The following is a 26,231-nucleotide window of genomic DNA, read 5'->3' as shown; positions in this document are numbered from 1 at the left end:
CACACCGACACAGACGCTCACAAATTTAGCGACGAAATGTCGCAAATCTATGTCGCATTTATGAAAGGTTTAAAGCGATATGCTGTGCTAGTCAAAACTTTTTTAATTTTGACTGCCACGACTCAAAAGCTACCGTGACGCAGACACCACAAAGCGCGCGGCCTTCAGGGCTGCACGCTGTTGTAGTTTTTTGAGGTGCCGGGAGGGCGGCCTGGGTAAGGCCGCCGGATCTTCAGCGAGCAGTTGCCAGTTCTTGTTGAACGCTGGCAACGGTGCGAGGCCAAGGTTTACCAGCCTGAACCTTCGCTGGCAAGGTTTTGATCGCGGAATCAGCTGCGGCGCGGCTGGCGAAGTTGCCGTAGGTGATCACGTAGAGAGGCTTGCCGTTGAGCACTTTCTTGAAATAACGGTACTCGCCGCCCTGCTCTTTCACGAACGCCTGGGCGTTGGCTTCGGAGCTGGTGCCCAGGATCTGCACCACGAAGTTGCCGGTGGGCTGGCTGGCGTACCAGCCACTGCCAGCGGCGCCGGCCTTGGCGACCGTGGCTGGCTTTTCGGCCGGCTTGGCGGCGGCGGTCGGTGCAGGCTTGGCGGCGGGTGCAGCCGTGACCGGCTTGGTCACCGGCGCAGGCTTGGCGGTGGCGACCGTCGGTGCCGGAGTCGGGGTTGCGGCAGGTGCCGGTGCAGGCTTGCCCGCCGGCACGCCAGCAGGCGGCGCGGTGGTGGTCACGGTCGGCGGAGTGGCGCTGGAGCCTTCCACCGGAACGCCGTCGTCACCTTCGGAGATACCACCGGCCTCCTCGGCGAGCGGACCGCGCATGACCGGCTGGCCGACCATCGGCAGGTTGGTCGGTTGCCCGGAATTAGCGAACTCGACGTTCGGTGTGGGCTTGCCCAATGGCAACTGCGCCTGTTCCGTTGGCGCGCCGGCCGTGGTCGGCGCCTTGCTGCGACCCGGGATCAGCCAGGCGGCGGCAACGGCGACCACGACAACAGCGGAAATGGCCAATACGTGCTTCTTAGGCATAGTGAACCCCATCTTTGGACGCTTGACCGCGGAGCGGCTGGCAATCATGGCTTCGATCATCGCATCGCGGGCAACCTGGTTGATGTTTCCAGGCCAGCCATCGGAGCTTTCGTGAATATCAGAGATCTGATTTGCCGTGAAAAGTTCGATACCCGCCCCTGCGCCTTCAAGGCGCTGGGCCAGGTATTCGCGGGTTTCTTCCTCTTCGTAGGGCTGCAACTCGATAACGTGGAAGAGCTCCTGTTCGCCGCTGATCTGCTCCAGATCGGCGATCAACGACGATTCACCAAACAGGAACACGTGCGGACGGCCTTCCGGCGTACCGGCGGCCAGCGCCAGCAGCGCTTCCAGGGCGGACTCGTCGAGCTGCTCGGCGTCGTCCACCAGCAGGTAGACTTCCTGACCGGTCAGGCCCAACTGCACCACCTGCTTGAGGATGGCATTGGGCTCGGCATTGGCCACGTCCAGTGCCTGGGCGACCTGACGCAACACGCCCGCCGCATCGCCGGCACCACGGGCCGACACCACCACGCTCTGCACCGACTGCTTGTTGGTGCTGGCGACCAGCGCCTGGCGCAGCAAGGTCTTGCCGCTGCCCAGCGGGCCCGTCACCACCAGCAGCAGCTGGCTGTAGCGCGCAAGATGATGCAACTGACCCAGCACCGGCTTGCGCTGGGCCGGGAAGAATTTGAAACCAGGTACCCGTGGAGCAAAGGGGTCGTGGCTCAACTGGTAGTGGCCGAGGAACGCCTCGTCGGCGTGCAAACTAGTCATCGCGATCTTATTAACCTTTAAGCTGGGCCAGGGCGCGGTAATCCGCTCCCAGCGTGGCCTGTAAAATCTCTTTCGGATAATCGTCGGTCACCACCGCTTCGCCCATGCGGCGCAGCAGCACCAGTCGAAGTCGACCGTCGATCACTTTCTTGTCTACCGCCATATGTTCGAGGAAGTCCGCCTCGGTCATCTGCGCGGGGGGAATCACCGGCAAACCGGCACGTTGCAACAGGCGGATACCACGATCACGCTCCTGAGCGCTGATCCAGCCCAGTCGCTGGGACATCTCCAGCGCCATTACGGTGCCCGCCGCGACAGCCTCCCCGTGCAACCACACACCATAGCCCATGTGCGTTTCGATCGCATGGCCGAATGTGTGGCCCAGATTGAGGGTGGCGCGCACGCCGGACTCTCTTTCATCGGCATTCACCACCAGCGCCTTGGCCGCGCAGGAGCGCGAAATGGCTTCGGTGAGCGCCACCTGATCAAGGGCGCGCAGGGCATCCACATGTTCTTCCAGCCAGGTCAGGAACGGTTCGTCGCAGATCAACCCGTACTTGATGACTTCCGCCAGCCCCGCCGACAGCTCGCGCGGCGGCAAGGTATTGAGCGTCGTGGTGTCGATCAGCACGGCCTGCGGCTGGTAAAAGGCACCGACCATGTTCTTGCCCAGCGGATGGTTGATACCGGTCTTGCCGCCCACCGACGAATCAACCTGAGACAGCAAGGTGGTCGGCACCTGGATAAAATCCACGCCACGCTGGTAGCAGGCGGCCGCGAAGCCCGCCATGTCGCCAATCACGCCGCCGCCAAGGGCGACCACGGTGGTACGGCGGTCATGCCGCGCAGACAGCAAACCATCAAAGATCAGTTGCAGGGTTTCCCAGTTCTTGTGGGCTTCGCCATCGGGCAGCACCACGGAAATCACCGAGTACGCCGAAAGGCTGCGGCTCAGACGTTCAAGATACAGCGGCGCGACCGTTTCATTGGAGATGATCGCCACCTGCCGCCCGGCAATGTGCGGCGTGAGCAAGTCGGGCTGGTCCAGCAGACCTTCGCCAATATGGATCGGGTAGCTGCGCTCGCCTAAATCGACCTTAAGTGTCTGCATGTGTCCCCGCGTGAGAGATGGATTGACGACCGGCAACGTCCGCTGCCTGATGGCTCTACGCCACACCCCGAGGTGATGACGCGCCGCCGAGAATAGCGCATTTCGGGCCAGGCTTTAACGGGGCGGCAGCCGATGCAGGCGTTCAAGAATCTCGACCACCACCATCCGCGGCGGCCGTTCATCGGTTTGCACCACCAGATCGGCAATTTCCCGATACAGCGGATCGCGCAGGGTAAGCAGGTCCCGCAGGGTTTTTTCCGGGTTGGCCGTGCGCAACAATGGGCGATTGCGGTCGCGGGCGGTGCGGCCCACCTGCTGCTCGACCGACGCATGCAGATAAACAACCCGACCACCGGCATGCAGTGCTCGACGATTCTCGTCACGCATCACCGCGCCACCACCGGTGGCCAATACCACGCCGTCGCACTCGCACAACTCGGCAATCATCGCCTGCTCGCGGTCGCGAAAGCCCAGTTCGCCTTCCTTGTCGAAGATCCATGGGATATTGGCGCCCGTGCGCAATTCAATTTCCTTGTCGGAATCTTTGAACGGCAGGCGCAGCTCTTTGGCCAGCAAACGGCCGATGGTGCTTTTTCCAGCCCCCATCGGCCCTACAAGAATCAAATTTCGCACAGAATCAACGACTCACAGCAATCGCCTGGTTATTCATGATACGCGGAGTCAAGAACACCAGCAGCTCGGATTTTTTCTCCGCCAGCACATCACGCCGGAAAAGGCGGCCAAGATACGGCACATCGCCCAAAAATGGCACTTTATCTACCACTTTGCTCTGGGTATTGGAGAAAACCCCACCGATGACGATGGTCTCGCCGTCCCGGACCAGCACCTTGGCGTTGACCTCGTTTTTCTTGATCGGCGGCACGTCGTTGAGTTTGTTCAAATAATCGGGCTCATCCTTGGTGACTTTCACCTCCATGATCACGCGGTCGTCGGGGGTGATCTGTGGAGTGACTTCCAGCGACAGCGAAGCCTCCTTGAACGACACCGAGGTGGCGCCGCTGGAGCTGGACTCCTGATAAGGAATTTCGGTGCCCTTGAGGATGCGCGCGGTCTCCTTGTCGGACGTGACCACCTTGGGCTGGGAGACGATTTCGCCATTGCCGGTTTTTTCCATGGCGCTCAGTTCCAGGTCCAGCAGGAAATTATCGGTGATAAAGGCGACGCCCAGCCCCGACGCGCCGGCGAGCGAGCCGAGGTCGACGAAGGGTGAGGCGGTCGGGTTTTCCGGTGGCTTCGCGCCTTCGGCCAGGGATTTCGAGAGACCTCCCGCGCCCCAATTACCGCGGCTGAGCCGGCCACCCCAACGTACGCCCAGGCTTTTGTCATAGTCGACATTGGCCTCGACGATCCGCGCCTCGATCATCACCTGGCGCACCGGAATGTCCAGCTGCGCCACGATGCGCCGCAGCTCTTCGAGCCGTTCACCGGTCTGGTAGGCAATGATGTTGTTGGTGCGGTCATCAACGGCCACCGAACCGCGTTCATCGATGGCGCCCTCGAGGCCGTTCACCGACTGGAACAGCTTGGCCAGGTCGGCCGCCTTGGCGTAATTGACCTGCAGCAGTTCGCGGCGCAACGGCGCCAGGTCGGCCATCTGCCGCCGCGCCTCCAGGGTCAGCAGTTCGCGCGCGGCCAGCTCGTCAGCGGGCGCCACCAGCAGCACGCCGGCTTTCACCCGTTTGTCCAGGCCCTTGCTTTGCAGCACCAGGTCCAGCGCCTGGTCCCAGGGCACATTCTTCAGGCGCAGGGTGACCGAGCCTTGCACCTCGTCACTGGCAACCAGATTGAGGCCTGCCACGTCGGCGATCTGCTGCAACGCGGCGCGCAGGTCGATGTTCTGGAAATTGAGGTTCAGTGTGTCGCCGGTATAGGCGCCCGCCCCTGCGCCGCCGGGTGGCGGCAACTGGATCAGGTCCACACGATTGGGCACAGCGGCAGCCATCGGTGCCGTGAACGCTATCCATAGCGCCACACCGAAGGACGAGAAAGTCCTTTTCATTGTTCGATTCCGTTATGAGTTGACGTTCAACACAAGGGTTCGCGAGCGCTGCAACCAGGCGCCCTGTTCATCGGGAAACAGCTCGGCCAGCTCGACGTGGCCGTCATGGATGGCTGTGACGCGGCCGTGGTTCGGCCCCAGGTAGTCGCCGATCGCCACGCGGTGCACGCTGGAGGCCGCGCGCAGCAGGACGAAACGTTGAGCACCACGAGACAGGGTGCCGACCATTTCGAAGTGCTCGATGGGCAGGCTTTCCAGCAGACCGCGCTGCCGTGAAAGGTCAGGCGCGGGCGCAGGTTTGCCGGGGGCGTATTCGACCTGCAAGGCCGGGGGTTGGAACGGATCACGCAGGGAGGCTGCGTTGTAGGCAAAGCGCGGCCCCCACTGCGTGACCGGCCCAGGCTCGCCGTGGGGCGACAGACGGCGGTAGGTCTTGGCCAGCAGCTCCAGACGCAGCAAGGCCCCGTCAGACGCAAGCGCAAGATCATGCACGGTGACAATCCGCGCCAGCCCGCCCAAGCCGCTGACGAAGGTTGCCAGGTCATGGTAGGTGCCAACCACGCCAATCTGCACCGGCGCCTCGATATAGAACGGCTGAGGCTGCTCGTCCAACACCTTCACGCCGTCGACCAGCAGACCGTTGCCGGCCGCCAGCCGGTCGATGTCTTCGAGCAGGCCGGGCATATCGGACTCAGCGGATAATTGCCGGAACAGCCCGCCAACCCGCGCCCGCAGCGCCTGGGCCTCATGGCTGCGACGCTCAAGGCTCGACGCAAGGTCGGCCTTTTGCGCGAGCGCCTGTTGCAGGGCCACTTCCTGCGCCTGGAGCACTTGCAGCCGCTCGCGGGACGGCGCCAGCACCACACTGTTGCCCACCACCAGCGCCAGGCCGGCCAGCGCGCAACCGAGCAAAACCTTGCCGGGCAAGGGCCATGTGGCAGCGTGGTGAGTGAGTGCGTAAAGATCGAGCCTGGGCAGGCTCATGGCTGGGCCTCGGTGGATTCCCCCTGGCGCACCATCAATTGAAATTCGTTGCGGCCATCTGCCCCCTCCGCCCGCACATGTTGCAGCCGCGTCGCGTGGGCGCCCTGGGAGGCTTCCAGGCTGCGCATCAGTTGAGCGATATCCTGGCTGGATTCAGCGCTGCCGCTGATGCTGACGCTGTCACCGCGGGCAACCACCTCGTGCAGATGCACGCCCTCGGGCACGGCGCGGGCCAACTGGTCCAGCAACTGCGCGCCGGCAGAGCGGGCTTCGTGCAGGTCCTGCACGACCTTCATGCGCTCGGCCAGTTGCTGGCTTTGCTCCTGCAGGTCGTCGATGGTATTGATCCGAGCATCCTGGGCGGCGACGTCCTTGCCCACATGGCTGTTGCGCGTTACCTGGCGGTCGATGGCCTGGTCGATGACCTGATCCGCCAGCCACACCGCCGCCAGCGCCACACAGACGAACGCCAGCAAAAATACCAGGAAGTATTTGCGCCGCCGCTGCGCCAGCGCCTGGCGCCAGGGCAAAAGATTGATTCGTGTCATCCAGCGAAACTCCTCAGGGCCAATCCGCAAGCCACTCCCATCCCGTGGGCATCCGCGGCCCATTGTGCGCCATCGACACGACGGCCCGGCGTGAAGCTGGCGAAATCCTGACTGCATGCGCGCTCCAATGCAAACCCTTCGACATCCACCACCCTCGGCACAAGCCCCGCCAGGGCCAAAACCGCCTCGCGGGTTTCGACCTGTTCCTTCAGACACGCCGCCAGCAATACCTGCACCCGCTGCGGATTGTCGACACAGGGGCCGCGCACTTGAAAGTCGATGGCAACGTCGTCCAGCGGGTAAGGAATGTACTGGTCGGCTTCGAGCTGGATCTGCCGGGCCATCTCCTGGTCGCTGAGCCGCGCCTGCAGGTCGATCACCCGCGTGATCACCGATGACCCCGCTACCGCCACCGCCGCCTGTCGGGCCGAGGTGCGCAGGCGTGACAGGGCCTGGTGCAGGGCCTGGCCGATCCGCTCAAGATCGAGCAAGCTGCCATCGACCACCGCCCGGCTCGGCAGCGATTGCGTGGCATAGCCTTCAACGGTATAGCCGCTGGCCGAACGGCTCAGTTCAATCAGTTTGATCCCGCTGTCATTGATGTCGACGCCCAGTACGGTGTCGACTTTTCGCCTGAAAAATCCCTTTGCCATAAAACTCCCTAAACCTTTGCCTGTCTTACCGCCTGATTGGCGCTGGCGCCGTGCGTTCGGTCGGCTTGTTGAACCGGCACGAATGACGCCCCAAGTCGAAAAATGCTTTAATGCCCAGCGTTTTTTTCCGCTTTTATCTGCTGCCCGGGTCGATCCATCGTTTGTCATGCATGCCCCGGCGCCTAACTCATTCTTTTCTCTGGAAATCCAAAAGCCTTGATTCGTCTGCTGAAGTTTTTCGGGTACTCCATTGTCGCCATCGTTTGCGGGCTCCTGCTCGTCCTCAGCGGGGCCTACCTCTACCTTAGTCCGGGTTTGCCCTCCGTAGAGGCACTCAGAAGTATCCAGTTGCAGATTCCTTTGCGGGTCTACAGCAGCGATGAAAAACTGATCGCGGAGTTCGGCGAAATGCGCCGCACACCGATCCGTTTCGCCGACATTCCACCCAATTTTATTAGCGCACTGCTGTCTGCCGAGGACGATAATTTCGCCAACCACTATGGCGTCGACCCCAGTAGCCTGGTGCGCGCGGCCACACAGCTGGTAAAAAGCGGACACATTCAATCCGGTGGCAGCACCATCACCATGCAGGTGGCGAAGAACTTCTTCCTTACCAGTGAGCGCAGTTTTTCGCGCAAGGCCACCGAGATTTTGCTGGCCTTGCAGATCGAGCGACAGTTGACCAAGGACGAGATCCTCGAGCTGTACGTCAACAAGATCTACCTGGGCAACCGCGCGTACGGTATCGAAGCCGCGTCGCAGGTGTACTACGGCAAGTCGATTCGTGACGCGAGCCTGGCGCAGATGGCGATGATCGCCGGCCTGCCCAAGGCCCCTTCGCGCTTCAACCCCCTGGCTAACCCGGCGCGCAGCAAAGAACGCCGCGACTGGATCCTGGGGCGCATGTACAAATTGGGCAAGATCGATCAGGCCGCCTACGAAAGCGCGGTGGCCGAGCCGCTGAACGCCAGCTACCACGTGCCGACGCCCGAAGTGAACGCGCCGTATATCGCCGAAATGGCCCGCGCCGAAATGGTCGGGCGCTATGGCAGCGAGGCCTACACCGAAGGTTTCCGCGTAACCACCACCGTACCGAGCGACCTGCAGGACATCGCCAATGACGCGGTGCACTCAGGTCTGGTCGCCTACGACCAGCGCCACGGCTATCGCGGCCCCGAATCGCGCCTGCCGGGCAAGACCCTCAGCGCCTGGACCACCGAACTTGGCAAACAACGCACGATCAGCGGCCTGGAGCCGGCTATCGTCACCCAGGTGAAAAAAGATGGCGTCCAGGTGCTGACCCGCACCGGTGAAGCACATGTGGCCTGGGACAGCATGAAATGGGCGCGTCCGTTCCTGAACACCAACAGCATGGGCGCGCTGCCCAAGCAGCCATCGGACGTGGCGCAGGTGGGTGACTTGATCCGCGTGCAGCGCCAGAAGGACGACAGCCTCAAATTCAGCCAGGTGCCTGTAGCACAGGGCGCCCTGGTGTCCCTGGACCCGCAGAATGGCGCGATTCGCGCGCTGGTCGGCGGCTTTGCGTTCGAGCAGAGCAACTACAACCGCGCCACCCAGGCCAAGCGCCAACCGGGCTCGAGCTTCAAGCCGTTCATCTACAGCGCTGCGCTGGACAACGGCTACACCGCCGCCAGCCTGGTCAACGATGCACCGATCGTGTTTGTCGACGAGTACCTGGACAAGGTCTGGCGTCCGAAGAACGACACCAACACCTTCCTTGGCCCGATCCGCATCCGCGAGGCGCTGTACAAGTCGCGTAACCTGGTGTCGATCCGCCTGTTGCAGGCGATGGGTGTGGGCAAGACCATCGATTACATCACGCGCTTCGGCTTTGCCAAGTCGGACCTGCCGCCCAACCTGTCCCTGGCCCTGGGCACCGCGACCCTCACGCCGATGGAAATCGCCACAGGCTGGAGCACCTTTGCCAACGGCGGCTACAAGATCGCGCCGTACCTGATCGACAAGATCGAGAGCCGCAATGGCGATACGCTGTTCACCGCCAACCCGCCACGCGTGCCAGGTGACGTGGTCAACGGCGTGGCCGCTACCGACGGCCTGGCGGCGCCGAGCAACGGCGGCATCACCATCGAGCCGACGCCGGGCGCAGCGCCAGCGGCGAGTGCCGGCAACCCGGCCGAGCCTCAGGCACCTGCGGTGGCAGAGCGCATTGTGGATGGTCGCACCACTTATATCCTCAACAGCATCCTCGAAGACGTGATCAAGAAAGGCACCGGCCGTCGCGCCCTGGCCCTGGGCCGCGCGGACATCGCAGGCAAGACCGGTACCACCAACGAATCCAAGGACGCCTGGTTCTCCGGCTACAACAGCGACTACGTGACTACCGTGTGGACCGGCTATGACCAGCCGGAAAGCCTGGGCCGCCGTGAGTTCGGCGGCACCGTGGCGCTGCCGATCTGGATGAGCTACATGGGCGCCGCGCTGAAGGACAAGCCCTTGCACACCCAGCCGGAGCCGGAAGGCATCCTCAGCTTGCGGATCGACCCGGTAAGTGGCCGCGCTGCATCGCCGAGCACGCCGAATGCGTACTTTGAACTGTTCAAGAGCGAAGACACGCCGCCGTCAGTCAACGAACTGGGTAACGGCGTCGTACCGGGCAGCCCGCTGCCGGCGGATGAGGCAGCGCCGATCGATTTGTTCTAACCCGATCTGCGGCTTAACGCGGCCCCCCTGTGGGAGCGGGCTTGCTCGCGAAAGCGGTGGGTCAGTCAACGTCAATGTTTACTGGGTCGACGTCTTCGCGGGCAAGCCCGCTCCCACATTTGGATCTCTGCAAGGCTCGAAGTTAACCACCCTCCACAAAAAAAGCCCCGGCTCGCATGAGCCGGGGCTTTTTGTTGTTGCGCTACAACGACTTAGCCGTTGAACACATCATCCACGCTTTGCAGCGGGTAGTGCTTCGGATACGGCAGGGTGGCCACACCGGTCTCGATAGCGGCTTTGGCCACGGCATCGGAGATCAGGGTGATCAGGCGCTTGTCCATGGGCTTGGGGATGATGTACTCACGACCGAATGCCAGTGGAGCACCACCGTAGGCGTCGCAGACGTCCTGAGGGACCGGCAGCTTGGCCAGTTCGCGCAGGGCGTTGGCGGCGGCGACTTTCATTTCTTCGTTGATGCGCTTGGCGCGAACGTCAAGGGCGCCACGGAAGATGAACGGGAAGCCCAGCACGTTGTTGACCTGGTTCGGGTAGTCCGAACGACCGGTGGCCATGATAACGTCGCTGCGGGTGGCGTGGGCCAGCTCAGGCGAGATCTCCGGGTCCGGGTTGGAGCAGGCGAACACGATCGGGTTCGCTGCCATGGACTTGAGGCCTTCGGCGCTCAGCAGGTTCGGGCCGGACAGGCCAACGAACACGTCGGCGCCGTTGAGAGCGTCAGCCAGGGTGCGCTTGGAGGACGGGTGGGCAAACATCGCCTTGTACTGGTTCAGGTCGGTACGCTCGGACTGGATCACGCCCTTGCTGTCGACCATGTAGATGTTTTCCAGCTTCGCACCCATGCTGATGATCAGCTTCATGCAGGAGATGGCGGCGGCGCCGGCGCCCAGGCAGACGATTTTCGCCTCGGCCAGGGTTTTGCCGGCGATTTCCAGAGCGTTGATCATGCCGGCCGCGGTAACGATCGCGGTGCCGTGCTGGTCATCATGGAATACTGGAATGTCGCACTGTTCGATCAACGCCTTTTCGATTTCGAAGCACTCGGGTGCCTTGATGTCTTCCAGGTTGATGCCACCGAAGGTGATGGAAATGCGCTTGACCGTGTCGATGAAGGCCTGCGGGCTCTCGGAGTCGACTTCGATGTCGAACACGTCAATGCCGGCAAAGCGCTTGAACAGCACGCCCTTGCCTTCCATGACGGGCTTGGACGCCAATGGGCCGAGGTTGCCCAGGCCGAGAATCGCGGTGCCATCGGAAATCACTGCAACCAGGTTGCCTTTGCCGGTGTACTTGTACGCCAGTTCAGGGTCACGGGCGATTTCACGTACGGGCTCGGCAACACCAGGGCTGTAGGCCAGCGACAGGTCGCGAGCAGTGGCAGTGGCTTTGGTGAGCTCTACACTCAGCTTTCCTGGACGAGGATGGGCATGATATTCGAGAGCGGCAGTTTTCAAATCAGACATATCGGCATTCCGCTTTTACTGTTGGTCGACGGACCGCCGAGGATACGCGCGAAGCAATTTCCCTACAAGACTGGGCAGTCACGGGCCTCAAGTCCCTGCAACTGCGCATTTTGAGCGCAGGCCACGGGATACGAGGGCGCAACTGTTCACAATCAAGACTGAAAATGTCTACAGTTTTTATTGTCGAGACACCTTGAGCATGGCCGGATCACTCAACGGCAGCACCCAGCGCGCCCGTCCATTTTCAACACGGCCACGTCGAGCGCGATCCTGCACCCAGCCACGCGCCTCTATAGTCTGGCCTTGCAGACCGCTGAGCGTGGCTGGGTCGAATTTCCCGGCCACATTAGGCGCAATGCGCAGTGCCAGCGAACCCGGTAGTTGAATCCAGATACCGCCGCGATTGCGTTCTACCTTGCTCACTCGGCCGCTGATCAGGGCAAACCCTGCGCGCCGGACCTGCGCCACGCTGCGCACGGGTGATGTGCGCCACAGCCCCAGGCGGCGTTGGCGCGCAGCGTTTTCAGCTGCCTGTTGGCACGCGATGAGGTCGACATTGGGTGCAACGCCCACCTGAAACCCCAGGCCTTCGGCGAGCAGCTGCGCTTCCAGGTTGTTGCCATCGGCGCCATAGAGATGGGCCAGGGTACGGCCATAATGATCCTTGCGCTCGCGCCCCGGCACGAGCCCGACGCGCCCGTCACTGGCCCGCACCAAGGCCTGCAAACGCTGACGCGCGGCGACGGCATAGGGCTCGTCGGGGCGGCCCTTTTTGGCGGTTTCCGGCGCATTGAGGCCGATCATGCGCACGCTGCGGCCATCGGTGAGGCGCACCGTGTCGCCATCCACCACGCGCTTGACCTGCACATGGGCCAGTGAGGCCGGCGCCGGGCAGAAAACCTCGGCCTGGGCGGCAGACAGCCAAATTCCAGACACAAAAAAGGCGCCCACAAGGGACGCCTTTTTCAACAGCTGGCAAAAGCCCATAAGGCTTTTGAACCTTACTCTGCCGGAGTGGCAGCAGCAGGTTTCTTGCCGAAAGCACCAAAGCGATCTGCGAAGCGCTGTACACGGCCGCCGGTGTCCAGAGTTTTCTGCTTACCGGTGTAGAACGGGTGGCACTCGTTGCATACGTCAGTACCCAGTGGCTTGCACAGGTTCGAACGGGTTTCGAACTTGTTGCCGCAGCTGCAGGTAACTTCGATGGTTTCGTACGCTGGATGGATATCGGCTTTCATGGCACTTCCTCGGGCTAGCGTGCCGCCACTCGACACTATTGTCGAATACCGCACGTAATTAGGCCGCGAATTCTAACAGACCTTTCAAATCGCGCAAGCGGCGCTGACAGCCCAACCCGTCCTTTCATCAGAAAACTGTCGGCTACCCCAAGCCTCCCCCTGTCTGCTAGGCTCGCGCCCCTGCGCCACCGCCTGCCTTTATAGATGAGACCTCTCGCGTGCCCGACGCCATTTTGCGCCTAGCCCTGCCCTCGCCCCTGCGCCGCCTGTTCGATTACCGGGCGCCGGCCGGTGTGCTGCGCACGCAGTTGCAGCCAGGCATGCGCGTGCGCGTACCGTTCGGCCGCCGGGAAATGATCGGCATCCTGGTGGAAATTGCCGACCACAGCGAAGTCCCGGCAGAAAAGCTCAAACCCGCACTGGCGATCATCGACGCCACCGCGCCGCTGCCACCGGCACTGTTCAAGCTGTGCCTGTGGACCGCCCAGTATTACCAGCACAGCCTGGGTGACACCTTGAGCTGGGCGCTGCCAGTGCTGCTGCGTCAGGGCGAACTGGCCGAAGCGCGCCAGGAACGCTTCTGGTCCACGGTGCCTGGCGCGCGCCTCGACGATCCACGCATCGCCCGCGCGCCGCGTCAGCGTGAGGCCCTCGCCACCCTGGCGCAGCACCCTCATGGCGTGGCGCATCAACTGTTAAGCAAGCTGATGCTGAGCAAGGACAGCCTCGACCTGCTGCTGGCCAAGGGTCTGGTGCAGGTGGAAATCCGCAAGCATGCGCCCGATCCGCGCCATGAACACTGGCTGGCACAGCCGGAGCTGCCGCTGAACGCCGAGCAACGCGCTGCCTATGAAGCGATCCGCGCAGGCTTCGACAGCTTCCATGCATTCTTGCTGGCTGGCGTCACCGGCAGCGGCAAGACCGAAGTCTATCTGCAGTTGATCCGCGAGACCCTGCAGGCCGGCAAACAGGCGCTGGTGCTGATCCCCGAGATCAACCTGGGCCCACAGACCCTGGCGCGCTTCGAGCAGCGCTTCAATGCGCGCATCGCCTTGGTGCATTCGGCAGTCAACGACCGTGAGCGCCTGGAGTCATGGTTGGCGGCGCGGGACGGCGAGGCCGACATTATTATCGGCACCCGTTCGGCGCTGTTCACGCCGATGAAAAACCCCGGACTGATCATCATCGACGAGGAGCACGACGGCTCCTATAAACAGCAGGAAGGCCTGCGCTATCACGCCCGCGACCTTGCGCTGGTGCGCGCGCGCCAGGAAGACATCCCGATTGTGCTGGGTTCGGCCACGCCGTCCCTTGAAAGCCTGCACAACGCCTACACCGGCCGCTATGGCCTGCTGCGTTTGAACGAACGCGCCGGCGGTGCCAAACAGCCACGCTTCCTGCGCCTGGACGTCAAAAGCCGTCCGCTGGACAGCGGCATTTCCGGGCCGATGCAACAAGCCATCGGCCAGACCCTCGCCGCTGGCCAGCAGGTGCTGGTGTTTCTCAATCGACGCGGCTTCGCGCCGACGCTTTTGTGCCACGACTGCGGCTGGATGTCCGAGTGTGAGCGTTGCGATGCGCGCATGACCGTGCACCAGCGCCACGGCGAACTGCGCTGCCATCATTGCGGCCATGTGGAGCGGGTGCCGCGCCATTGCCCGCAGTGCGGCAAAGTCGACCTGCGCCCCGTCGGCGCGGGCACCGAGCGCGCCGAAGAGCGCCTGGGCATCCTGTTTCCGGATTACCCGGTGCTGCGGGTCGACCGCGACAGCACCTCGCGCAAAGACGCCATGAACCAGCTGTTTGCCACCATCCAGAAAGGCCAGCCGTGCATCCTGGTGGGCACGCAGATGCTCGCCAAGGGGCACCACTTTCCAAGGGTCACCCTGGTGTCGATCCTGGATGCGGACGGCGGCCTGTTCTCCGGGGATTTTCGCGCCAGCGAGCGCATGGCGCAGTTGATCGTGCAGGTCGCGGGCCGCGCAGGCCGCGCCGAAGAGCCGGGGCGGGTGATTATCCAGACGCACCTGGCCGATCATCCGCTGCTGATCCAGCTGACCGAACAGGGCTATTTTGCCTTCGCCGAACAGGCCCTGAGCGAACGCCGTTCCGCCGGCCTGCCGCCGTTTGCCCACCTGGCCCTGCTGCGTGCCGAAGCCCATAAACCGGGGCAGGCCGAAGGCTTCCTCGATGAGGCGTGCAGCGCCGCTGAACGTTTGCTGGCAGAGCTGGGTCTGAGCGGCATCGAATTGCTCGGCCCGGTGCCGGCCCCCATGGAACGCCGCGCCGGACGTTATCGCGCCCAGCTGCTGTTGCAGGCGACTTCCCGCGCGCCGTTGCATCGACTGTTGAGCAGCTGGTTGCTGGCCCTGGAGCAAATGCCCGGTGGCCGGCAGGTGCGATGGTCGCTGGATGTGGATCCGGTGGATTTGTATTGATGGGTAGCCTGGCGGCTCCCTCGTTTGCAATGTAACCGCCTTTAAATGTGAGAGCGGGCTGGCCTGCGATGGGCCCGCAGGTCCGCCATCTGGTCTGAACGGTTGGCAAGCCCGCCCGCGCCACGGATAATGCCCAGTTTTTCCACCTGCGCATCGCGCGCCGCCGCTTGCGGTTGAAAGAGAACACCATGAAAGACACCATTCGCCAGCTGATCCAGCAAGCCCTCACCCAACTCGTCAACGAAGGTGTGTTGCCTGAAGGCCTGTCGCCGGCGATCCAGGTGGAGAACACCCGCGACAAGACCCACGGCGACTTCGCCAGCAATATCGCGATGATGCTGTCCAAGCCTGCGGGCATGAAACCGCGCGACCTGGCGGAAAAAATCATCGCCGCGCTGCCGGCCGACGCCAGCGTCACCAAGGCCGACATTGCCGGCCCGGGCTTTATAAACTTCTTCCAGAACACCCAGGCCCTGGCCTCGCGCCTGGACGCAGCCCTGGCAGACGCCCGCATCGGTGCACGCAAAGCGGGCGACAGCCAGCGCGTGGTCGTCGACCTGTCGGCGCCCAACCTGGCCAAGGAGATGCACGTCGGCCACCTGCGCTCGACTATCATCGGCGACGGCGTAGCGCGGGTGCTGGAGTTTCTCGGCGACACCGTGATCCGGCAGAACCACGTAGGCGACTGGGGCACCCAGTTCGGCATGCTGATGGCCTATCTGCAGGAAAACCCGATCACCAGCAACGAGCTGGCCGATCTCGAGAATTTCTACCGCGCGGCCAAAAAGCGCTTCGACGAATCCGAGGCGTTTGCCGATCGCGCCCGTGGCCTGGTGGTCAAGCTGCAAGCCGGTGATGCCGAATGCCTGGCGCTGTGGAACCGCTTCCGCGAGATTTCCCTGTCCCACTGCCAGGACATCTACGAGCTGCTCAACGTCAAACTGACCATGGCCGATGTGATGGGCGAAAGCGCCTACAACGACGACCTGATCAACGTGGTCAACGACCTCAAGGCCGCAGGCCTGCTGGTCGAGAGCAACGGCGCGCAGTGCGTGTTCCTCGAAGAATTCAAGACCGCCGACGGCGAGCCGCTGCCGGTGATCATCGTCAAGGCCGACGGCGGCTATCTCTACGCCACCACCGACCTCGCCGCCGTGCGCTACCGCAGCGGCGTGCTCAAGGCCGACCGCGCCTTGTACTTCGTCGACCAGCGCCAGGCCCTGCATTTCCAGCAGGTGTTCGAAGTGGCCCGCCGTGCAGGCTTCGTCACCCACCCGATGCACATGGAGCACATGGGTTTCGGCACCATGAACGGCGCCGATGGCCGCCCGTTCAAGACCCGCGACGGCGGCACCGTGAAGCTGATCGACCTGCTGACCGAAGCCCAGGAACGTGCCTACACCCTGGTGAAGGAAAAGAACCCGGAGCTGGCCGAGGCCGACCTGCGCAACATCGCCCGCGTGGTGGGCATTGGCGCGGTGAAATACGCCGACCTGTCCAAGCACCGCACCAGCGACTACAGCTTCAACTTTGAGCTGATGCTCAACTTCGAAGGCAACACCGCGCCCTACCTTCTTTATGCCTACACCCGCGTGGCCGGTGTGTTCCGTAAACTGGGCAAGGACTTCAGTGAAGTCCAGGGCCAGATCGATCTTCAAGCCCCCCAGGAACACGAACTGGCGGCCAAACTGGCGCAGTTCGGCGAAGTGCTGAACAGCGTCGGCGAAAAAGGCACGCCGCACATTCTGTGCACCTATCTGTACGAAGTGGCCGGGTTGTTCTCCAGCTTCTACGAGAACTGCCCGATCCTCACCGCCGACGACGAAGCCCAGAAGCACAGTCGCCTGCGCCTCGCCGCACTGGCTGGACGGACCCTCAAGCAAGGCCTGGAACTGTTAGGCCTGGAAACCCTGGAGCGTATGTAAGTTGGCTGCCAAGAAGAAACCTGCACCCAAGCGCGGCGCGAGCCGCTATCAGGCCCCCGCAAAGCAGCCGATTCCGGGCTGGCTGTGGATGGCGATCGGCCTTACGGTCGGCGCGTTCGTCGTGTTCCTCATGAAACTGGATCCGGGCCAGGGCGACGACGTCAAACGGGTCAAGCTGGAACAGCAGAAGGCCAGCAAAATGGCCGAGGCCAACAAGACCGCGCCCAGCCCGACCGCCCCGGTGAAGCCGAAATACGACTTCTACACGCTGCTGCCCGAGTCGGAAGTGATCGTGCCGCCTGATGCGGTGCCGGAAAAAACCCTGCCGACGCCACAGGTGCCGACCACACCGGTGACCCCGGCGGAAGCCGCGAAAATCGACACCGCCCGCGCCCAGGCTGCGCTGGCCGGGATCACCCCGCCGCCGGCTCCGCCGGTTGCCGAAACCAAGGCCGCGCCGGTGACCAAGTTCTTCCTGCAGGCGGGCTCGTTCCCGAAACAGGCGGATGCCGAGCGCGTTCGCGCGCAGATCATTCTGCTGGGGCAGACCGTTTCGGTGGAGTCCGGCACGGTGAAGGAAGCGACCTGGTATCGCGTGCTGGTGGGACCGTTCAGCAACCGCGAGCAACTGACCGTGGCGCAGAAGCAACTGGCGGGCGCCGGCTTTAGCAACCTGTTGTTACAACAACGCCAAAGCCGTTGATTCAAGCTTGACGCCGCTCAAAATGTGGGAGCTGGCTTGCCTGCGATGGCGGTGTAACAGTCAATATTTTCAGTGACTGACACACCGCCATCGCAGGCAAGCCAGCTCCCACATTGGTTTTATGGGCCTCTGGAAAATGTATAAGGCTCATAAACACCACTCGTCCGCACACCCTTCCTACGGTTGAAATCCCCCCCACCACCCCCATATCAGTTTCCATCAGGGCATTTTCGCCCCGCTGCGTGGAGACTCTCCCCTTGACCACCATCGTTTCAGTACGTCGCCACGGCAAAGTCGTCATGGGCGGCGATGGCCAGGTTTCCCTGGGCAACACCGTGATGAAAGGCAACGCCAAGAAGGTGCGTCGCCTGTACCACGGCCAGGTGCTTGCCGGTTTCGCCGGTGCCACCGCCGACGCTTTCACCCTTTTCGAACGTTTCGAAGGCCAGCTGGAAAAACACCAGGGCCACCTCGTGCGCGCCGCAGTCGAACTTGCCAAAGAATGGCGCACCGACCGCTCCCTCAGCCGCCTCGAAGCCATGCTGGCCGTCGCCAACAAGGACGCGTCCCTGATCATCACTGGCAACGGCGATGTGGTTGAGCCTGAACACGGCCTGATCGCCATGGGTTCTGGCGGTGGCTACGCCCAGGCAGCGGCCAGCGCACTGTTGAAGAAGACCGACCTGTCGGCCCGCGAAGTCGTCGAGACCGCGCTGGGCATCGCTGGCGATATCTGCGTGTTCACCAACCACAACTTCACCATTGAGGAGCAGGACCTCGCCGAGTAAGCCGTAGGCTTATTTGCGCTTGAGGCCGCCAAACACTATGTCCATGACTCCCCGCGAAATCGTCCATGAACTCAACCGCCATATCATCGGCCAGGACGATGCCAAGCGCGCCGTCGCCATTGCCCTGCGTAACCGCTGGCGCCGGATGCAACTGCCCGAAGAACTGCGCGTTGAAGTAACGCCCAAGAACATCCTGATGATCGGACCCACCGGCGTAGGCAAAACCGAGATCGCCCGGCGCCTGGCCAAGTTGGCCAACGCACCGTTCATCAAGGTCGAAGCGACCAAGTTCACCGAAGTGGGCTACGTGGGCCGCGACGTCGAGTCGATCATCCGTGATCTGGCCGACGCCGCCCTGAAGATGCTGCGCGAACAGGAAGTGACCAAGGTCAGCCATCGCGCCGAAGACGCCGCCGAAGAACGCATCCTCGACGCCCTGCTGCCACCGGCACGCATGGGTTTCAACGAGGACTCGGCGCAGTCGACCGATTCCAATACACGCCAGCTGTTCCGCAAGCGTCTGCGTGAAGGGCAACTGGACGACAAGGAAATCGAGATCGAAGTCGCCGAAGTCTCCGGCGTCGACATCTCCGCACCGCCTGGCATGGAAGAAATGACCAGCCAGTTGCAGAACCTGTTCGCCAACATGGGCAAGGGCAAGAAGAAAAGCCGCAAGCTCAAGGTCAAGGACGCGCTCAAACTGGTGCGCGACGAAGAAGCCGGGCGCCTGGTCAATGAGGAAGAACTCAAGGCCAAGGCCCTGGAAGCGGTCGAGCAGCACGGCATCGTGTTCATCGACGAGATCGACAAGGTGGCCAAGCGCGGTAACTCCGGGGGCGTCGATGTATCCCGCGAAGGCGTGCAGCGCGACCTGCTGCCGCTGATCGAAGGCTGTACCGTGAACACCAAGCTGGGCATGGTCAAGACCGACCACATCCTGTTTATCGCTTCCGGCGCCTTCCACCTGAGCAAGCCAAGCGACCTGGTACCCGAGCTGCAAGGCCGTCTGCCGATTCGCGTGGAGCTCAAGGCGCTGACGCCAGGTGACTTCGAGCGCATCCTCAGCGAGCCGCACGCCTCGCTCACCGAGCAGTACCGTGAGTTGCTGAAAACCGAAGGCCTGGGCATCGAGTTTCAGCCGGACGGTATCAAGCGCCTGGCCGAGATTGCCTGGCAGGTCAACGAGAAGACCGAGAACATCGGGGCCCGTCGCCTGCACACGCTGCTTGAGCGTTTGCTGGAGGAAGTGTCCTTCAGTGCCGGCGACCTGGCCGGTGCGCAAAATGGCGAAGTGATCAAGATCGACGCGGATTACGTCAACAGCCACTTGGGCGAATTGGCGCAGAACGAAGATTTGTCTCGTTATATCCTGTAAGCCTCACACAGAACCGCTTTGCTTTAATGTGGGAGCTGGCTTGCCCGCGATAGCGAGGGTGAATTCAACACCGCTATCGCAGGCAAGCCAGCTCCCACATTTTTGAGCCGGTTTCTTCAGGATTATTATCAATGTCCAAATTCCCCACGGCTGTAAACCTGCACAAAACCTCCAACACCCTCGGCCTCACCTACGGGCCTGACGAGGTGTACCAACTCCCCGCCGAGTTGCTGCGTACGCATTCGCCTTCCGCCGAGGTCCAGGGCCACGGCAAACCCATCCTGCAATTCGGCAAGCTCCACGTTAAGTTGATCAAGGTGGAACCGGCCGGCCAGTACGCACTGAAATTGACCTTTGACGACGGCCATGACAGCGGACTGTTCACCTGGGATTACCTCTACCAACTGGCCGTGCGTCAGGAAAGCCTGTGGGCCGATTACCTGGCCGAACTCAAGGCCGCCGGTAAAACCCGCGACCCGAGCGAGTCGGTCGTACGGCTGATGCTCTAGCTCGGGCCTCCTGCGCGTTAGAGGGCATTTTCTAATTTCATCTGCTTGAATGATCTGTTGTGTGGCCAATGATTGGCCCGCTTGCGCAAAAAATTAAACTCGGGTAACCCATGGGACTGGCAAGTTCCCTGCATTTAACGATGCGGTAGCAACGGTCACCCAAGTGCAGTACCTGGCTTGTGCCGTGCAGCGAAACCGGACGCGCGGCAATAACCGGTACTCGTCTTTCGGACAATGGAGCGTCGTAGATGAGTAACAAGAACAACGATGACTTGAAACGCCAGGCCTCGGAAAACACACTGGGGCTGAACCCGATCATCGCGTTACGCAAAAAGGACTTGCTCGCCTCGGCGAAGATGGTGCTGACCCAGGCCATCAGGCAACCGCTGCACAGCGTCAAGCATGCCGCCCACCTGGGGCTCGAGTTGAAGAACGTGATGTTCGGCCAATCCGCGCTGGTGCCGGAGCACGATGACCGTCGCTTCAGCGACCCGGCCTGGAGCCAGAACCCGCTCTATAAACGCTACCTGCAAACCTATCTGGCGTGGCGCAAGGAACTGCACGACTGGATCGATGACAGCAGCCTGTCGCCCCAGGACATCAGCCGCGGCCACTTCGTGATCAACCTGATGACCGAAGCCATGGCGCCCACCAACAGCGTGGCGAACCCGGCGGCGGTCAAGCGCTTCTTCGAGACCGGCGGTAAAAGCCTGCTCGATGGCCTGTCCCACCTGGCCAAGGACATGGTGCACAACGGCGGCATGCCGAGCCAGGTCAACATGGGCGCCTTCGAAGTGGGCAAGACCCTGGGCACCACCGAAGGCGCGGTGGTGTTTCGCAATGACGTGCTGGAGCTGATCCAGTACAAGCCGATCACCGAACAGGTGCACGAGCGCCCGCTGCTGGTGGTGCCGCCGCAGATCAATAAATTCTATGTGTTCGACCTGAGCCCGGAAAAAAGCCTGGCGCGCTTCTGCCTGCGCAATAACCAGCAGACCTTTATCGTCAGTTGGCGCAACCCCACCAAGGCCCAGCGCGAGTGGGGCCTGTCGACCTACATCGAAGCGCTCAAAGAAGCCGTGGACGTGGTCAGCGCGATCACTGGCAGCAAGGATATCAACATGCTCGGCGCCTGCTCCGGCGGCATCACCTGCACGGCGCTGCTGGGCCACTACGCGGCGCTGGGCGAGAACAAGGTCACCGCGCTGACGCTGTTGGTGAGCGTACTGGACACCACGCTGGACACCCAGGTGGCGCTGTTCGTCGACGAACAGACGCTGGAGGCCGCCAAGCGCCATTCCTATCAGGCCGGCGTGCTCGAAGGCCGTGACATGGCCAAGGTGTTCGCCTGGATGCGTCCCAACGACCTGATCTGGAATTACTGGGTCAACAACTACCTGCTGGGCAATGAGCCGCCGGTGTTCGACATCCTGTTCTGGAACAACGACACCACGCGCCTGCCGGCGGCTTTCCACGGGGACCTGATCGAACTGTTCAAGAACAACCCCCTGGTGCGCGCCAATGCCCTGGAAGTGTGCGGCACGCCCATCGACCTCAAGCAGATCACCGCCGACATCTACTCCCTGGCCGGCACCAACGACCACATCACACCGTGGCAGTCCTGCTACAAGTCGGCGCAGTTGTTTGGCGGCAAGGTGGAGTTCGTGCTGTCGAGCAGCGGGCATATCCAGAGCATCCTCAACCCGCCGGGCAACCCCAAGGCGCGCTACCAGACCAGCGATGGCCTGGACTGCACCGCGCTGGAGTGGCAGGAGGATGCGACCAAGCACACCGATTCGTGGTGGCTGCATTGGCAGGCGTGGCAGGCGGAGCGCGCAGGCAAATTGAAGAAGGCCCCGGCCAAACTGGGCAATAAAATCTACGCCGCAGCCGAAGCGGCGCCGGGCACTTACGTTCACGAACGCTAGAACACACTTTTATGATGGGATGAGATCAAGTGTGGGAGGGGCTTGCTCCCCGATAGCGATGTGTCAGTCAACACCGGTTGCTGATGCACCGTCATCGGGAGCCTCCTGCCTCCCACAGTTCGCCCACATTCCGGCTGTCACACTGCACAGGGCTTGAGCATGTCGCAACCGTTCATCTTCCGCACCATCGACCTGGACGGCCAGACCCTGCGCACGGCGGTGCGTCCGGGCAAACCGCACCTGACGCCGTTACTGATCTTCAATGGAATCGGCGCCAACCTGGAGCTGGTGTTTCCGTTCGTGCAGGCCCTGGACCCGGACCTGGAAGTGATAGCCTTCGATGTGCCGGGCGTCGGCGGCTCTTCGACGCCCAACCGGCCGTATCGCTTCCCCGGCCTGGCCAGGCTCACCGCGCGCATGCTCGATTATCTGGATTACGGCCAGGTCAACGCAGTGGGCGTGTCCTGGGGCGGCGCGTTGGCGCAGCAGTTCGCTCATGACTACCCGGAACGCTGCAAGAAACTGATCCTGGCAGCCACGGCGGCGGGTGCGGTGATGGTGCCGGGCAAACCCAAGGTGCTGTGGCTGATGGCAAGCCCGCGCCGCTATATCCAGCCGTCCCACGTGGTGCGCATTGCACCGATGATCTACGGCGGCTCGTTCCGCCGGGATGCCAGGCTGGCTGCCGAGCACGCCAGCAAAGTGCGCTCGGCGGGCAAGCTGGGCTACTACTGGCAGCTGTTCGCAGGGCTGGGCTGGACCAGCATTCACTGGCTGCACAAGATCCGCCAACCAACCCTGGTGCTGGCCGGTGACGACGACCCGCTGATTCCGCTGATCAACATGCGCCTGCTCGCCTGGCGCATCCCCAATGCGCAGTTGCACATCATCGATGACGGCCATCTGTTCCTGATCACACGGGCCGAGGCCGTGGCGCCGATCATCATGAAATTCCTTCAGGAGGAGCGCCTGCGCGCCGTGATTCACCCGCGACCAACCGTGTAATAACGCGTCGCCGGCCGCCTGTATGCGCCTGCGCTCAACTCAACGATCAGCCCAAGAAGCCCGGATGAAGACCCGCGACCGTATCCTTGAATGTGCCCTGCAGTTGTTCAATCATAAGGGCGAACCGAATGTGTCGACCATGGAGGTGGCCAATGAGATGGGGATCAGCCCCGGCAACCTCTACTATCACTTCCATGGCAAGGAGCCGCTGGTGCTGGGATTGTTCGAGCGCTTTCAGACCGAGCTGGCGCCGCTGCTCGACCCGCCCGCCGATGCGCACCTGGAACCCCAGGATTACTGGCTGTTTCTGCACCTGATCGTGGAGCGCATGGCGCATTACCGGTTTCTGTTCCAGGACCTGTCCAACCTGGCCGGACGCCTGCCCAAGCTGGCCAAGGGCATTCGCCACCTGCTCACCGCCCTCAAGCGCACCCTCGCCTCGCTGCTGGCGCGGCTCAAGGCCGATGGGCAACTGGTGAGCGATACCCAGGCACTGGGGCAACTGGTGGAGCAAATCACCCTGACCCTGCTGTTTTCCCTGGATTATCAGCGCGTTCTCGGCCGTGTCGGCGAGGTGCGGGTGGTGGTTTACCAGATCATGATGCTGGTGGCACCGCACCTGTTGCCGCCGATACGCCAGGCCACCGAACGGCTGGCACTGCGTTACCTGCAAGACCCGGTTTAACCGGCAATTATTCAAACTCGCCGAACTGCTGATTGAACTTGAACAGTTCGCTGTCGTTGCTGATACCCAACTTTCGATACGCCGATTGTTTTTGCGTGCTGATGGTACTTGCACTGCGGGAAAACTTGGCGGCAATTGAACTCACCGACATGCCGTCGAGAAAACAGCGCAGTACTTCCTGCTCTTTGGGTGTGAGGCAGGCGCTCAAGCGCAGCGGTGTTGAAATATCCAAATTTGAGCGCGGGCCGGCAACGTGCGTCATCGATTGCATGCCTTGCAGCGCCGGCACCATACCGGGCTGCACATACAAGCGGCCCTGGGCGACGGTTCGAATAGCGGTGATCAACGTCTGCAGGTTCTGGGTTTTCCCCAGGATTCCCCAACACCCGGCTTTCAACGACAGCGCAACCGTCGCGGGCGTGTAGTGCGACGCCACGATCAACGATCTGCACCGGCTGAAACGCCGCTTGAGCACCTGGATCAGGTTCAGACCGTCGGTCTCCGAGGGCGCCAGCACGAAGTCCATGACCACCACGTCCGCAGGGTGCCGGTCCAGCGCCTCCAGCAACGCCCTTGCCGTGCCGAACGAGCCGATCACGCGGATATCGGCCTCGTTGCGCAGGCCCAGCTCGATACCCTGGCGAACCATCTCGTGGTCATCCAGCAGCATGACAGTGCAAGGGGTGGAACTTGAAGCTGCCATCGGGATACCTGCGTTAATGCCTGTAACTTGTTCAACGCTATAACCCAGGCCTACAGGGCATTCAATATATGCCCACAACAAAGACTACATAAAACTACAGTAACGACTGACAGAGTATTCCGAGGGAAACTTCCTAGCCAAGCCGCACTTTAAAAAATACTCAATACAAACAATACGATTTCAATCTATTACGAACGCAATATCGATACTTCTCTATAGAGAACATTCACTTTTAGATACACATTATAAGGACCCATTATTTACACCCAACCTTGAGAACACGATGAACGTTAAGGCTTTAATTCCCGCCGCCCTCATTCTGAGTGCAGCGCTGTCGACTACCACCCATGCCACCGATGGCGTGATCAATTTCAGCGGCCTGGTGACAGACGTGACCTGCACCATCGAAGGCGCCGCGCCCGGCACAGGGGCGGTGGTCAAGGATGTGAACCTGGGCGGCGTCTCAGCCGCGCGCCTGGCCACGGCCGGCAGCCGCGCCAACCTCACCGGCTTCACCATTCGCATCGGCGCTCCAGGCGAAGGCAGTTGCACCAACGGGCGCACCGCCATGGTGGCGTTCGACCCGACCAGCCCCGCTATCGATGTGGCGACCGGGCGCTTGAATATCGACGGCTACGACGACCCGTCCGACACCACCAATGCCAAGAACGTGCAGGTCGAAGTCACCAGTCGTACCGGCACGCCGCTCAATGTCTACACCGACAAATCCGAAGCCGTGGTGATCACCGACAACCAGGCAACCATCCCCCTCGCGGCGCAGCTTTACGCCAGCGGCGCCGCCACTGAGGGCAAGGTCAATACCAGGGTCGGTTTCATGATCGAGTACGCCGAGTAAGGAGTGACGAGAGGAGATCGGACGATGAAAACAATGAGCGGCCTTGCATGGCTGGCTGCGTCACTTGCCGTGCTGTTACTGCTGACACCCGACGCACGGGCTGGCGTGATTGTGCATGGCACGCGGGTGATCTACCCGGCGCAGCGCCAGGAAGTCATCGTGCGTCTGGAAAACAGAGGCAGTCGCCCGGCACTGGTGCAAACCTGGCTGGACAGTGGCGACCGACACTCCAGGCCAGCCACTGCGCAGGCGCCGTTCAGTGTTTCGCCGCCGATCTTTCGCATCGAGCCTTACCAGCAACAGGCATTGCGCCTGCGCTACTCCGGTGACCCGGTGCCCACCGACCGGGAAAGCCTGTACTGGCTCAACGTGCTGGAAGTGCCGCCGCGCGCGGCGGATGCCGAAAAAAACAACCAGATCGAATTGTCGTTTCGCACCCGTCTGCGCGTATTCCTGCGCCCGCCCACGCTGCCCTACCCGGCGGCCAGTGCCGCTGCCAAATTGCAATGGAAGCTGGTCAGCCACGCACAGGGGTTTGCCCTGCAGGTCACCAATCCAACGCCGTACCATCTTTCGCTCGCGTCAGTGGACTTGCTCAACGCGGGCCAACGATTCAGCAAAGCGCCGAACCAGTCGGCCACCGACAGCCTGCTGCTGCCGGCCGGCGACGTGAAACAGTTTGTGCTGCCGTTGCTGCGCAGTCGCCCAAGCGGCGCGCTCAAGGTCGAGTTCACCACCATCACCGACTTCGGCGCCCGCGTGCGTCACTCGGCTGACCTAGACGCCCAGGCCCGCTGA

General features: G+C 62.2%; 22 protein-coding genes and 1 pseudogene. 12 read left to right on the top strand and 11 right to left on the bottom strand.

The genetic code is table 11. The annotated features are described in order from the left end of the window. Nucleotides 1-232: 232 nt before the first annotated feature. From TU75_RS06035 to pilM, 7 genes and pseudogenes are all read right to left on the bottom strand, one after another. A complete protein-coding gene (locus tag TU75_RS06035) occupies nucleotides 233-1,801 on the bottom strand; it encodes an SPOR domain-containing protein (protein WP_060548435.1) in 1,569 nt (522 codons plus the stop codon). Between the two features lie 10 nt (nucleotides 1,802-1,811). Further along, the gene (gene aroB / locus TU75_RS06030; protein WP_003237313.1) at nucleotides 1,812-2,912 is read right to left on the bottom strand and encodes a 3-dehydroquinate synthase; all 1,101 of its coding nucleotides are present in this window, start codon (nucleotides 2,910-2,912) and stop codon (nucleotides 1,812-1,814) included. Nucleotides 2,913-3,026: 114 nt separating this feature from the next. Further along, nucleotides 3,027-3,545, bottom strand: a complete 519-nt coding sequence (gene aroK, locus TU75_RS06025; RefSeq protein ID WP_003237314.1) for a shikimate kinase AroK — start codon at nucleotides 3,543-3,545, stop codon at nucleotides 3,027-3,029. A gap of 4 nt (nucleotides 3,546-3,549) precedes the next feature. Further along, nucleotides 3,550-4,806 (bottom strand): annotated as a pseudogene (locus TU75_RS06020) (type IV pilus secretin PilQ); the annotation flags it as partial. 138 nt (nucleotides 4,807-4,944) lie between these two features. After that, nucleotides 4,945-5,916, bottom strand: coding sequence for a pilus assembly protein PilP (locus tag TU75_RS06015; protein WP_060548433.1), 972 nt, complete (start codon nucleotides 5,914-5,916; stop codon nucleotides 4,945-4,947). Then, on the bottom strand, nucleotides 5,913-6,464 hold the full coding sequence (locus TU75_RS06010) for a PilN domain-containing protein (RefSeq protein WP_003237320.1): 552 nt from the start codon (nucleotides 6,462-6,464) through the stop codon (nucleotides 5,913-5,915). The genes TU75_RS06015 and TU75_RS06010 overlap by 4 nt, the downstream gene beginning before the upstream one ends. Then, nucleotides 6,461-7,117, bottom strand: a complete 657-nt coding sequence (pilM, locus tag TU75_RS06005) for a type IV pilus biogenesis protein PilM (RefSeq protein ID WP_015373579.1) — start codon at nucleotides 7,115-7,117, stop codon at nucleotides 6,461-6,463. The genes TU75_RS06010 and pilM overlap by 4 nt, the downstream gene beginning before the upstream one ends. A gap of 219 nt (nucleotides 7,118-7,336) precedes the next feature. Between pilM and TU75_RS06000 the strand changes: the two genes are divergently transcribed. Continuing rightward, nucleotides 7,337-9,799, top strand: coding sequence for a penicillin-binding protein 1A (locus TU75_RS06000; RefSeq protein ID WP_370671334.1), 2,463 nt, complete (start codon nucleotides 7,337-7,339; stop codon nucleotides 9,797-9,799). Between the two features lie 212 nt (nucleotides 9,800-10,011). Here the strand turns inward: TU75_RS06000 and TU75_RS05995 are convergent, their stop codons facing one another. The 3 genes from TU75_RS05995 to rpmE all read right to left on the bottom strand — a co-directional run bounded on the left by TU75_RS05995 (nucleotide 10,012) and on the right by rpmE (nucleotide 12,518). Continuing rightward, complete coding sequence (locus TU75_RS05995) at nucleotides 10,012-11,280, bottom strand: malic enzyme-like NAD(P)-binding protein (protein WP_003237326.1); 1,269 nt, start codon at nucleotides 11,278-11,280, stop codon at nucleotides 10,012-10,014. Between the two features lie 177 nt (nucleotides 11,281-11,457). Next, nucleotides 11,458-12,267, bottom strand: a complete 810-nt coding sequence (locus TU75_RS05990) for a thermonuclease family protein (protein WP_060548432.1) — start codon at nucleotides 12,265-12,267, stop codon at nucleotides 11,458-11,460. A 14-nt stretch (nucleotides 12,268-12,281) separates the two neighbouring features. Beyond that, nucleotides 12,282-12,518, bottom strand: a complete 237-nt coding sequence (gene rpmE / locus TU75_RS05985) for a 50S ribosomal protein L31 (RefSeq protein WP_003237330.1) — start codon at nucleotides 12,516-12,518, stop codon at nucleotides 12,282-12,284. A 218-nt stretch (nucleotides 12,519-12,736) separates the two neighbouring features. On the opposite strand from rpmE, the gene TU75_RS05980 reads away from it, so the two are divergent. From TU75_RS05980 to TU75_RS05940, 9 genes are all read left to right on the top strand, one after another. Continuing rightward, complete coding sequence (locus tag TU75_RS05980) at nucleotides 12,737-14,956, top strand: primosomal protein N' (RefSeq protein WP_060548431.1); 2,220 nt, start codon at nucleotides 12,737-12,739, stop codon at nucleotides 14,954-14,956. Between the two features lie 188 nt (nucleotides 14,957-15,144). After that, nucleotides 15,145-16,881, top strand: coding sequence for an arginine--tRNA ligase (argS, locus tag TU75_RS05975; protein ID WP_015373576.1), 1,737 nt, complete (start codon nucleotides 15,145-15,147; stop codon nucleotides 16,879-16,881). A 1-nt stretch (nucleotide 16,882) separates the two neighbouring features. Next, nucleotides 16,883-17,584 carry an SPOR domain-containing protein gene (locus TU75_RS05970; RefSeq protein ID WP_060548430.1) on the top strand — a complete coding sequence of 234 codons (702 nt, stop codon included), beginning with the start codon at nucleotides 16,883-16,885 and terminating at the stop codon, nucleotides 17,582-17,584. Between the two features lie 257 nt (nucleotides 17,585-17,841). Next, on the top strand, nucleotides 17,842-18,372 hold the full coding sequence (hslV, locus tag TU75_RS05965; protein ID WP_003237338.1) for an ATP-dependent protease subunit HslV: 531 nt from the start codon (nucleotides 17,842-17,844) through the stop codon (nucleotides 18,370-18,372). A gap of 37 nt (nucleotides 18,373-18,409) precedes the next feature. Continuing rightward, the gene (gene hslU / locus TU75_RS05960; RefSeq protein WP_003237340.1) at nucleotides 18,410-19,747 is read left to right on the top strand and encodes an ATP-dependent protease ATPase subunit HslU; all 1,338 of its coding nucleotides are present in this window, start codon (nucleotides 18,410-18,412) and stop codon (nucleotides 19,745-19,747) included. A 131-nt stretch (nucleotides 19,748-19,878) separates the two neighbouring features. Beyond that, on the top strand, nucleotides 19,879-20,256 hold the full coding sequence (locus TU75_RS05955) for a gamma-butyrobetaine hydroxylase family protein (RefSeq protein ID WP_060548429.1): 378 nt from the start codon (nucleotides 19,879-19,881) through the stop codon (nucleotides 20,254-20,256). A 248-nt stretch (nucleotides 20,257-20,504) separates the two neighbouring features. After that, nucleotides 20,505-22,184, top strand: a complete 1,680-nt coding sequence (gene phaC, locus TU75_RS05950; protein WP_060548428.1) for a class II poly(R)-hydroxyalkanoic acid synthase — start codon at nucleotides 20,505-20,507, stop codon at nucleotides 22,182-22,184. Nucleotides 22,185-22,343: 159 nt separating this feature from the next. After that, the gene (gene phaZ, locus TU75_RS05945; RefSeq protein WP_003237345.1) at nucleotides 22,344-23,189 is read left to right on the top strand and encodes a poly(3-hydroxyalkanoate) depolymerase; all 846 of its coding nucleotides are present in this window, start codon (nucleotides 22,344-22,346) and stop codon (nucleotides 23,187-23,189) included. 64 nt (nucleotides 23,190-23,253) lie between these two features. Then, complete coding sequence (locus TU75_RS05940; RefSeq protein ID WP_060548427.1) at nucleotides 23,254-23,874, top strand: TetR/AcrR family transcriptional regulator; 621 nt, start codon at nucleotides 23,254-23,256, stop codon at nucleotides 23,872-23,874. A gap of 7 nt (nucleotides 23,875-23,881) precedes the next feature. On the opposite strand, the gene TU75_RS05935 is transcribed toward TU75_RS05940, so the two are convergent. Further along, nucleotides 23,882-24,544: a response regulator transcription factor gene (locus TU75_RS05935; RefSeq protein WP_060548426.1), complete on the bottom strand. Its 663-nt coding sequence runs from the start codon at nucleotides 24,542-24,544 to the stop codon at nucleotides 23,882-23,884. 316 nt (nucleotides 24,545-24,860) lie between these two features. Between TU75_RS05935 and TU75_RS05930 the strand changes: the two genes are divergently transcribed. Both TU75_RS05930 and TU75_RS05925 read left to right on the top strand, forming a co-directional pair. After that, entirely contained in the window at nucleotides 24,861-25,433 is a 573-nt protein-coding gene (locus tag TU75_RS05930) for a fimbrial protein (protein WP_003237351.1), read from the top strand. A 24-nt stretch (nucleotides 25,434-25,457) separates the two neighbouring features. Then, on the top strand, nucleotides 25,458-26,231 hold the full coding sequence (locus TU75_RS05925) for a fimbrial biogenesis chaperone (RefSeq protein ID WP_060548425.1): 774 nt from the start codon (nucleotides 25,458-25,460) through the stop codon (nucleotides 26,229-26,231).

Origin of the sequence: Pseudomonas poae (genome assembly GCF_001439785.1) — a bacterium.
GTDB lineage: Bacteria > Pseudomonadota > Gammaproteobacteria > Pseudomonadales > Pseudomonadaceae > Aquipseudomonas > Aquipseudomonas poae.
The sequence above is the reverse complement of the archived record's forward strand: the minus strand, read 5'-3'. Positions and strand labels throughout refer to the sequence as shown.

Coding starts and splice junctions, on each gene's coding strand:
- TU75_RS06035 (WP_060548435.1), bottom strand. CDS start 1,801: ATGACTAGTTTGCACGCCGACGAGGCGTTCCTCGGCCACTACCAGTTG.
- aroB (WP_003237313.1), bottom strand. CDS start 2,912: ATGCAGACACTTAAGGTCGATTTAGGCGAGCGCAGCTACCCGATCCAT.
- TU75_RS06015 (WP_060548433.1), bottom strand. CDS start 5,916: ATGAGCCTGCCCAGGCTCGATCTTTACGCACTCACTCACCACGCTGCC.
- TU75_RS06010 (WP_003237320.1), bottom strand. CDS start 6,464: ATGACACGAATCAATCTTTTGCCCTGGCGCCAGGCGCTGGCGCAGCGG.
- pilM (WP_015373579.1), bottom strand. CDS start 7,117: ATGGCAAAGGGATTTTTCAGGCGAAAAGTCGACACCGTACTGGGCGTC.
- TU75_RS05995 (WP_003237326.1), bottom strand. CDS start 11,280: ATGTCTGATTTGAAAACTGCCGCTCTCGAATATCATGCCCATCCTCGT.
- TU75_RS05990 (WP_060548432.1), bottom strand. CDS start 12,267: ATGGGCTTTTGCCAGCTGTTGAAAAAGGCGTCCCTTGTGGGCGCCTTT.
- rpmE (WP_003237330.1), bottom strand. CDS start 12,518: ATGAAAGCCGATATCCATCCAGCGTACGAAACCATCGAAGTTACCTGC.
- argS (WP_015373576.1), top strand. CDS start 15,145: ATGAAAGACACCATTCGCCAGCTGATCCAGCAAGCCCTCACCCAACTC.
- hslU (WP_003237340.1), top strand. CDS start 18,410: ATGTCCATGACTCCCCGCGAAATCGTCCATGAACTCAACCGCCATATC.
- TU75_RS05955 (WP_060548429.1), top strand. CDS start 19,879: ATGTCCAAATTCCCCACGGCTGTAAACCTGCACAAAACCTCCAACACC.
- phaC (WP_060548428.1), top strand. CDS start 20,505: ATGAGTAACAAGAACAACGATGACTTGAAACGCCAGGCCTCGGAAAAC.
- phaZ (WP_003237345.1), top strand. CDS start 22,344: ATGTCGCAACCGTTCATCTTCCGCACCATCGACCTGGACGGCCAGACC.
- TU75_RS05940 (WP_060548427.1), top strand. CDS start 23,254: ATGAAGACCCGCGACCGTATCCTTGAATGTGCCCTGCAGTTGTTCAAT.
- TU75_RS05935 (WP_060548426.1), bottom strand. CDS start 24,544: ATGCTGCTGGATGACCACGAGATGGTTCGCCAGGGTATCGAGCTGGGC.
- TU75_RS05930 (WP_003237351.1), top strand. CDS start 24,861: ATGAACGTTAAGGCTTTAATTCCCGCCGCCCTCATTCTGAGTGCAGCG.
- TU75_RS05925 (WP_060548425.1), top strand. CDS start 25,458: ATGAAAACAATGAGCGGCCTTGCATGGCTGGCTGCGTCACTTGCCGTG.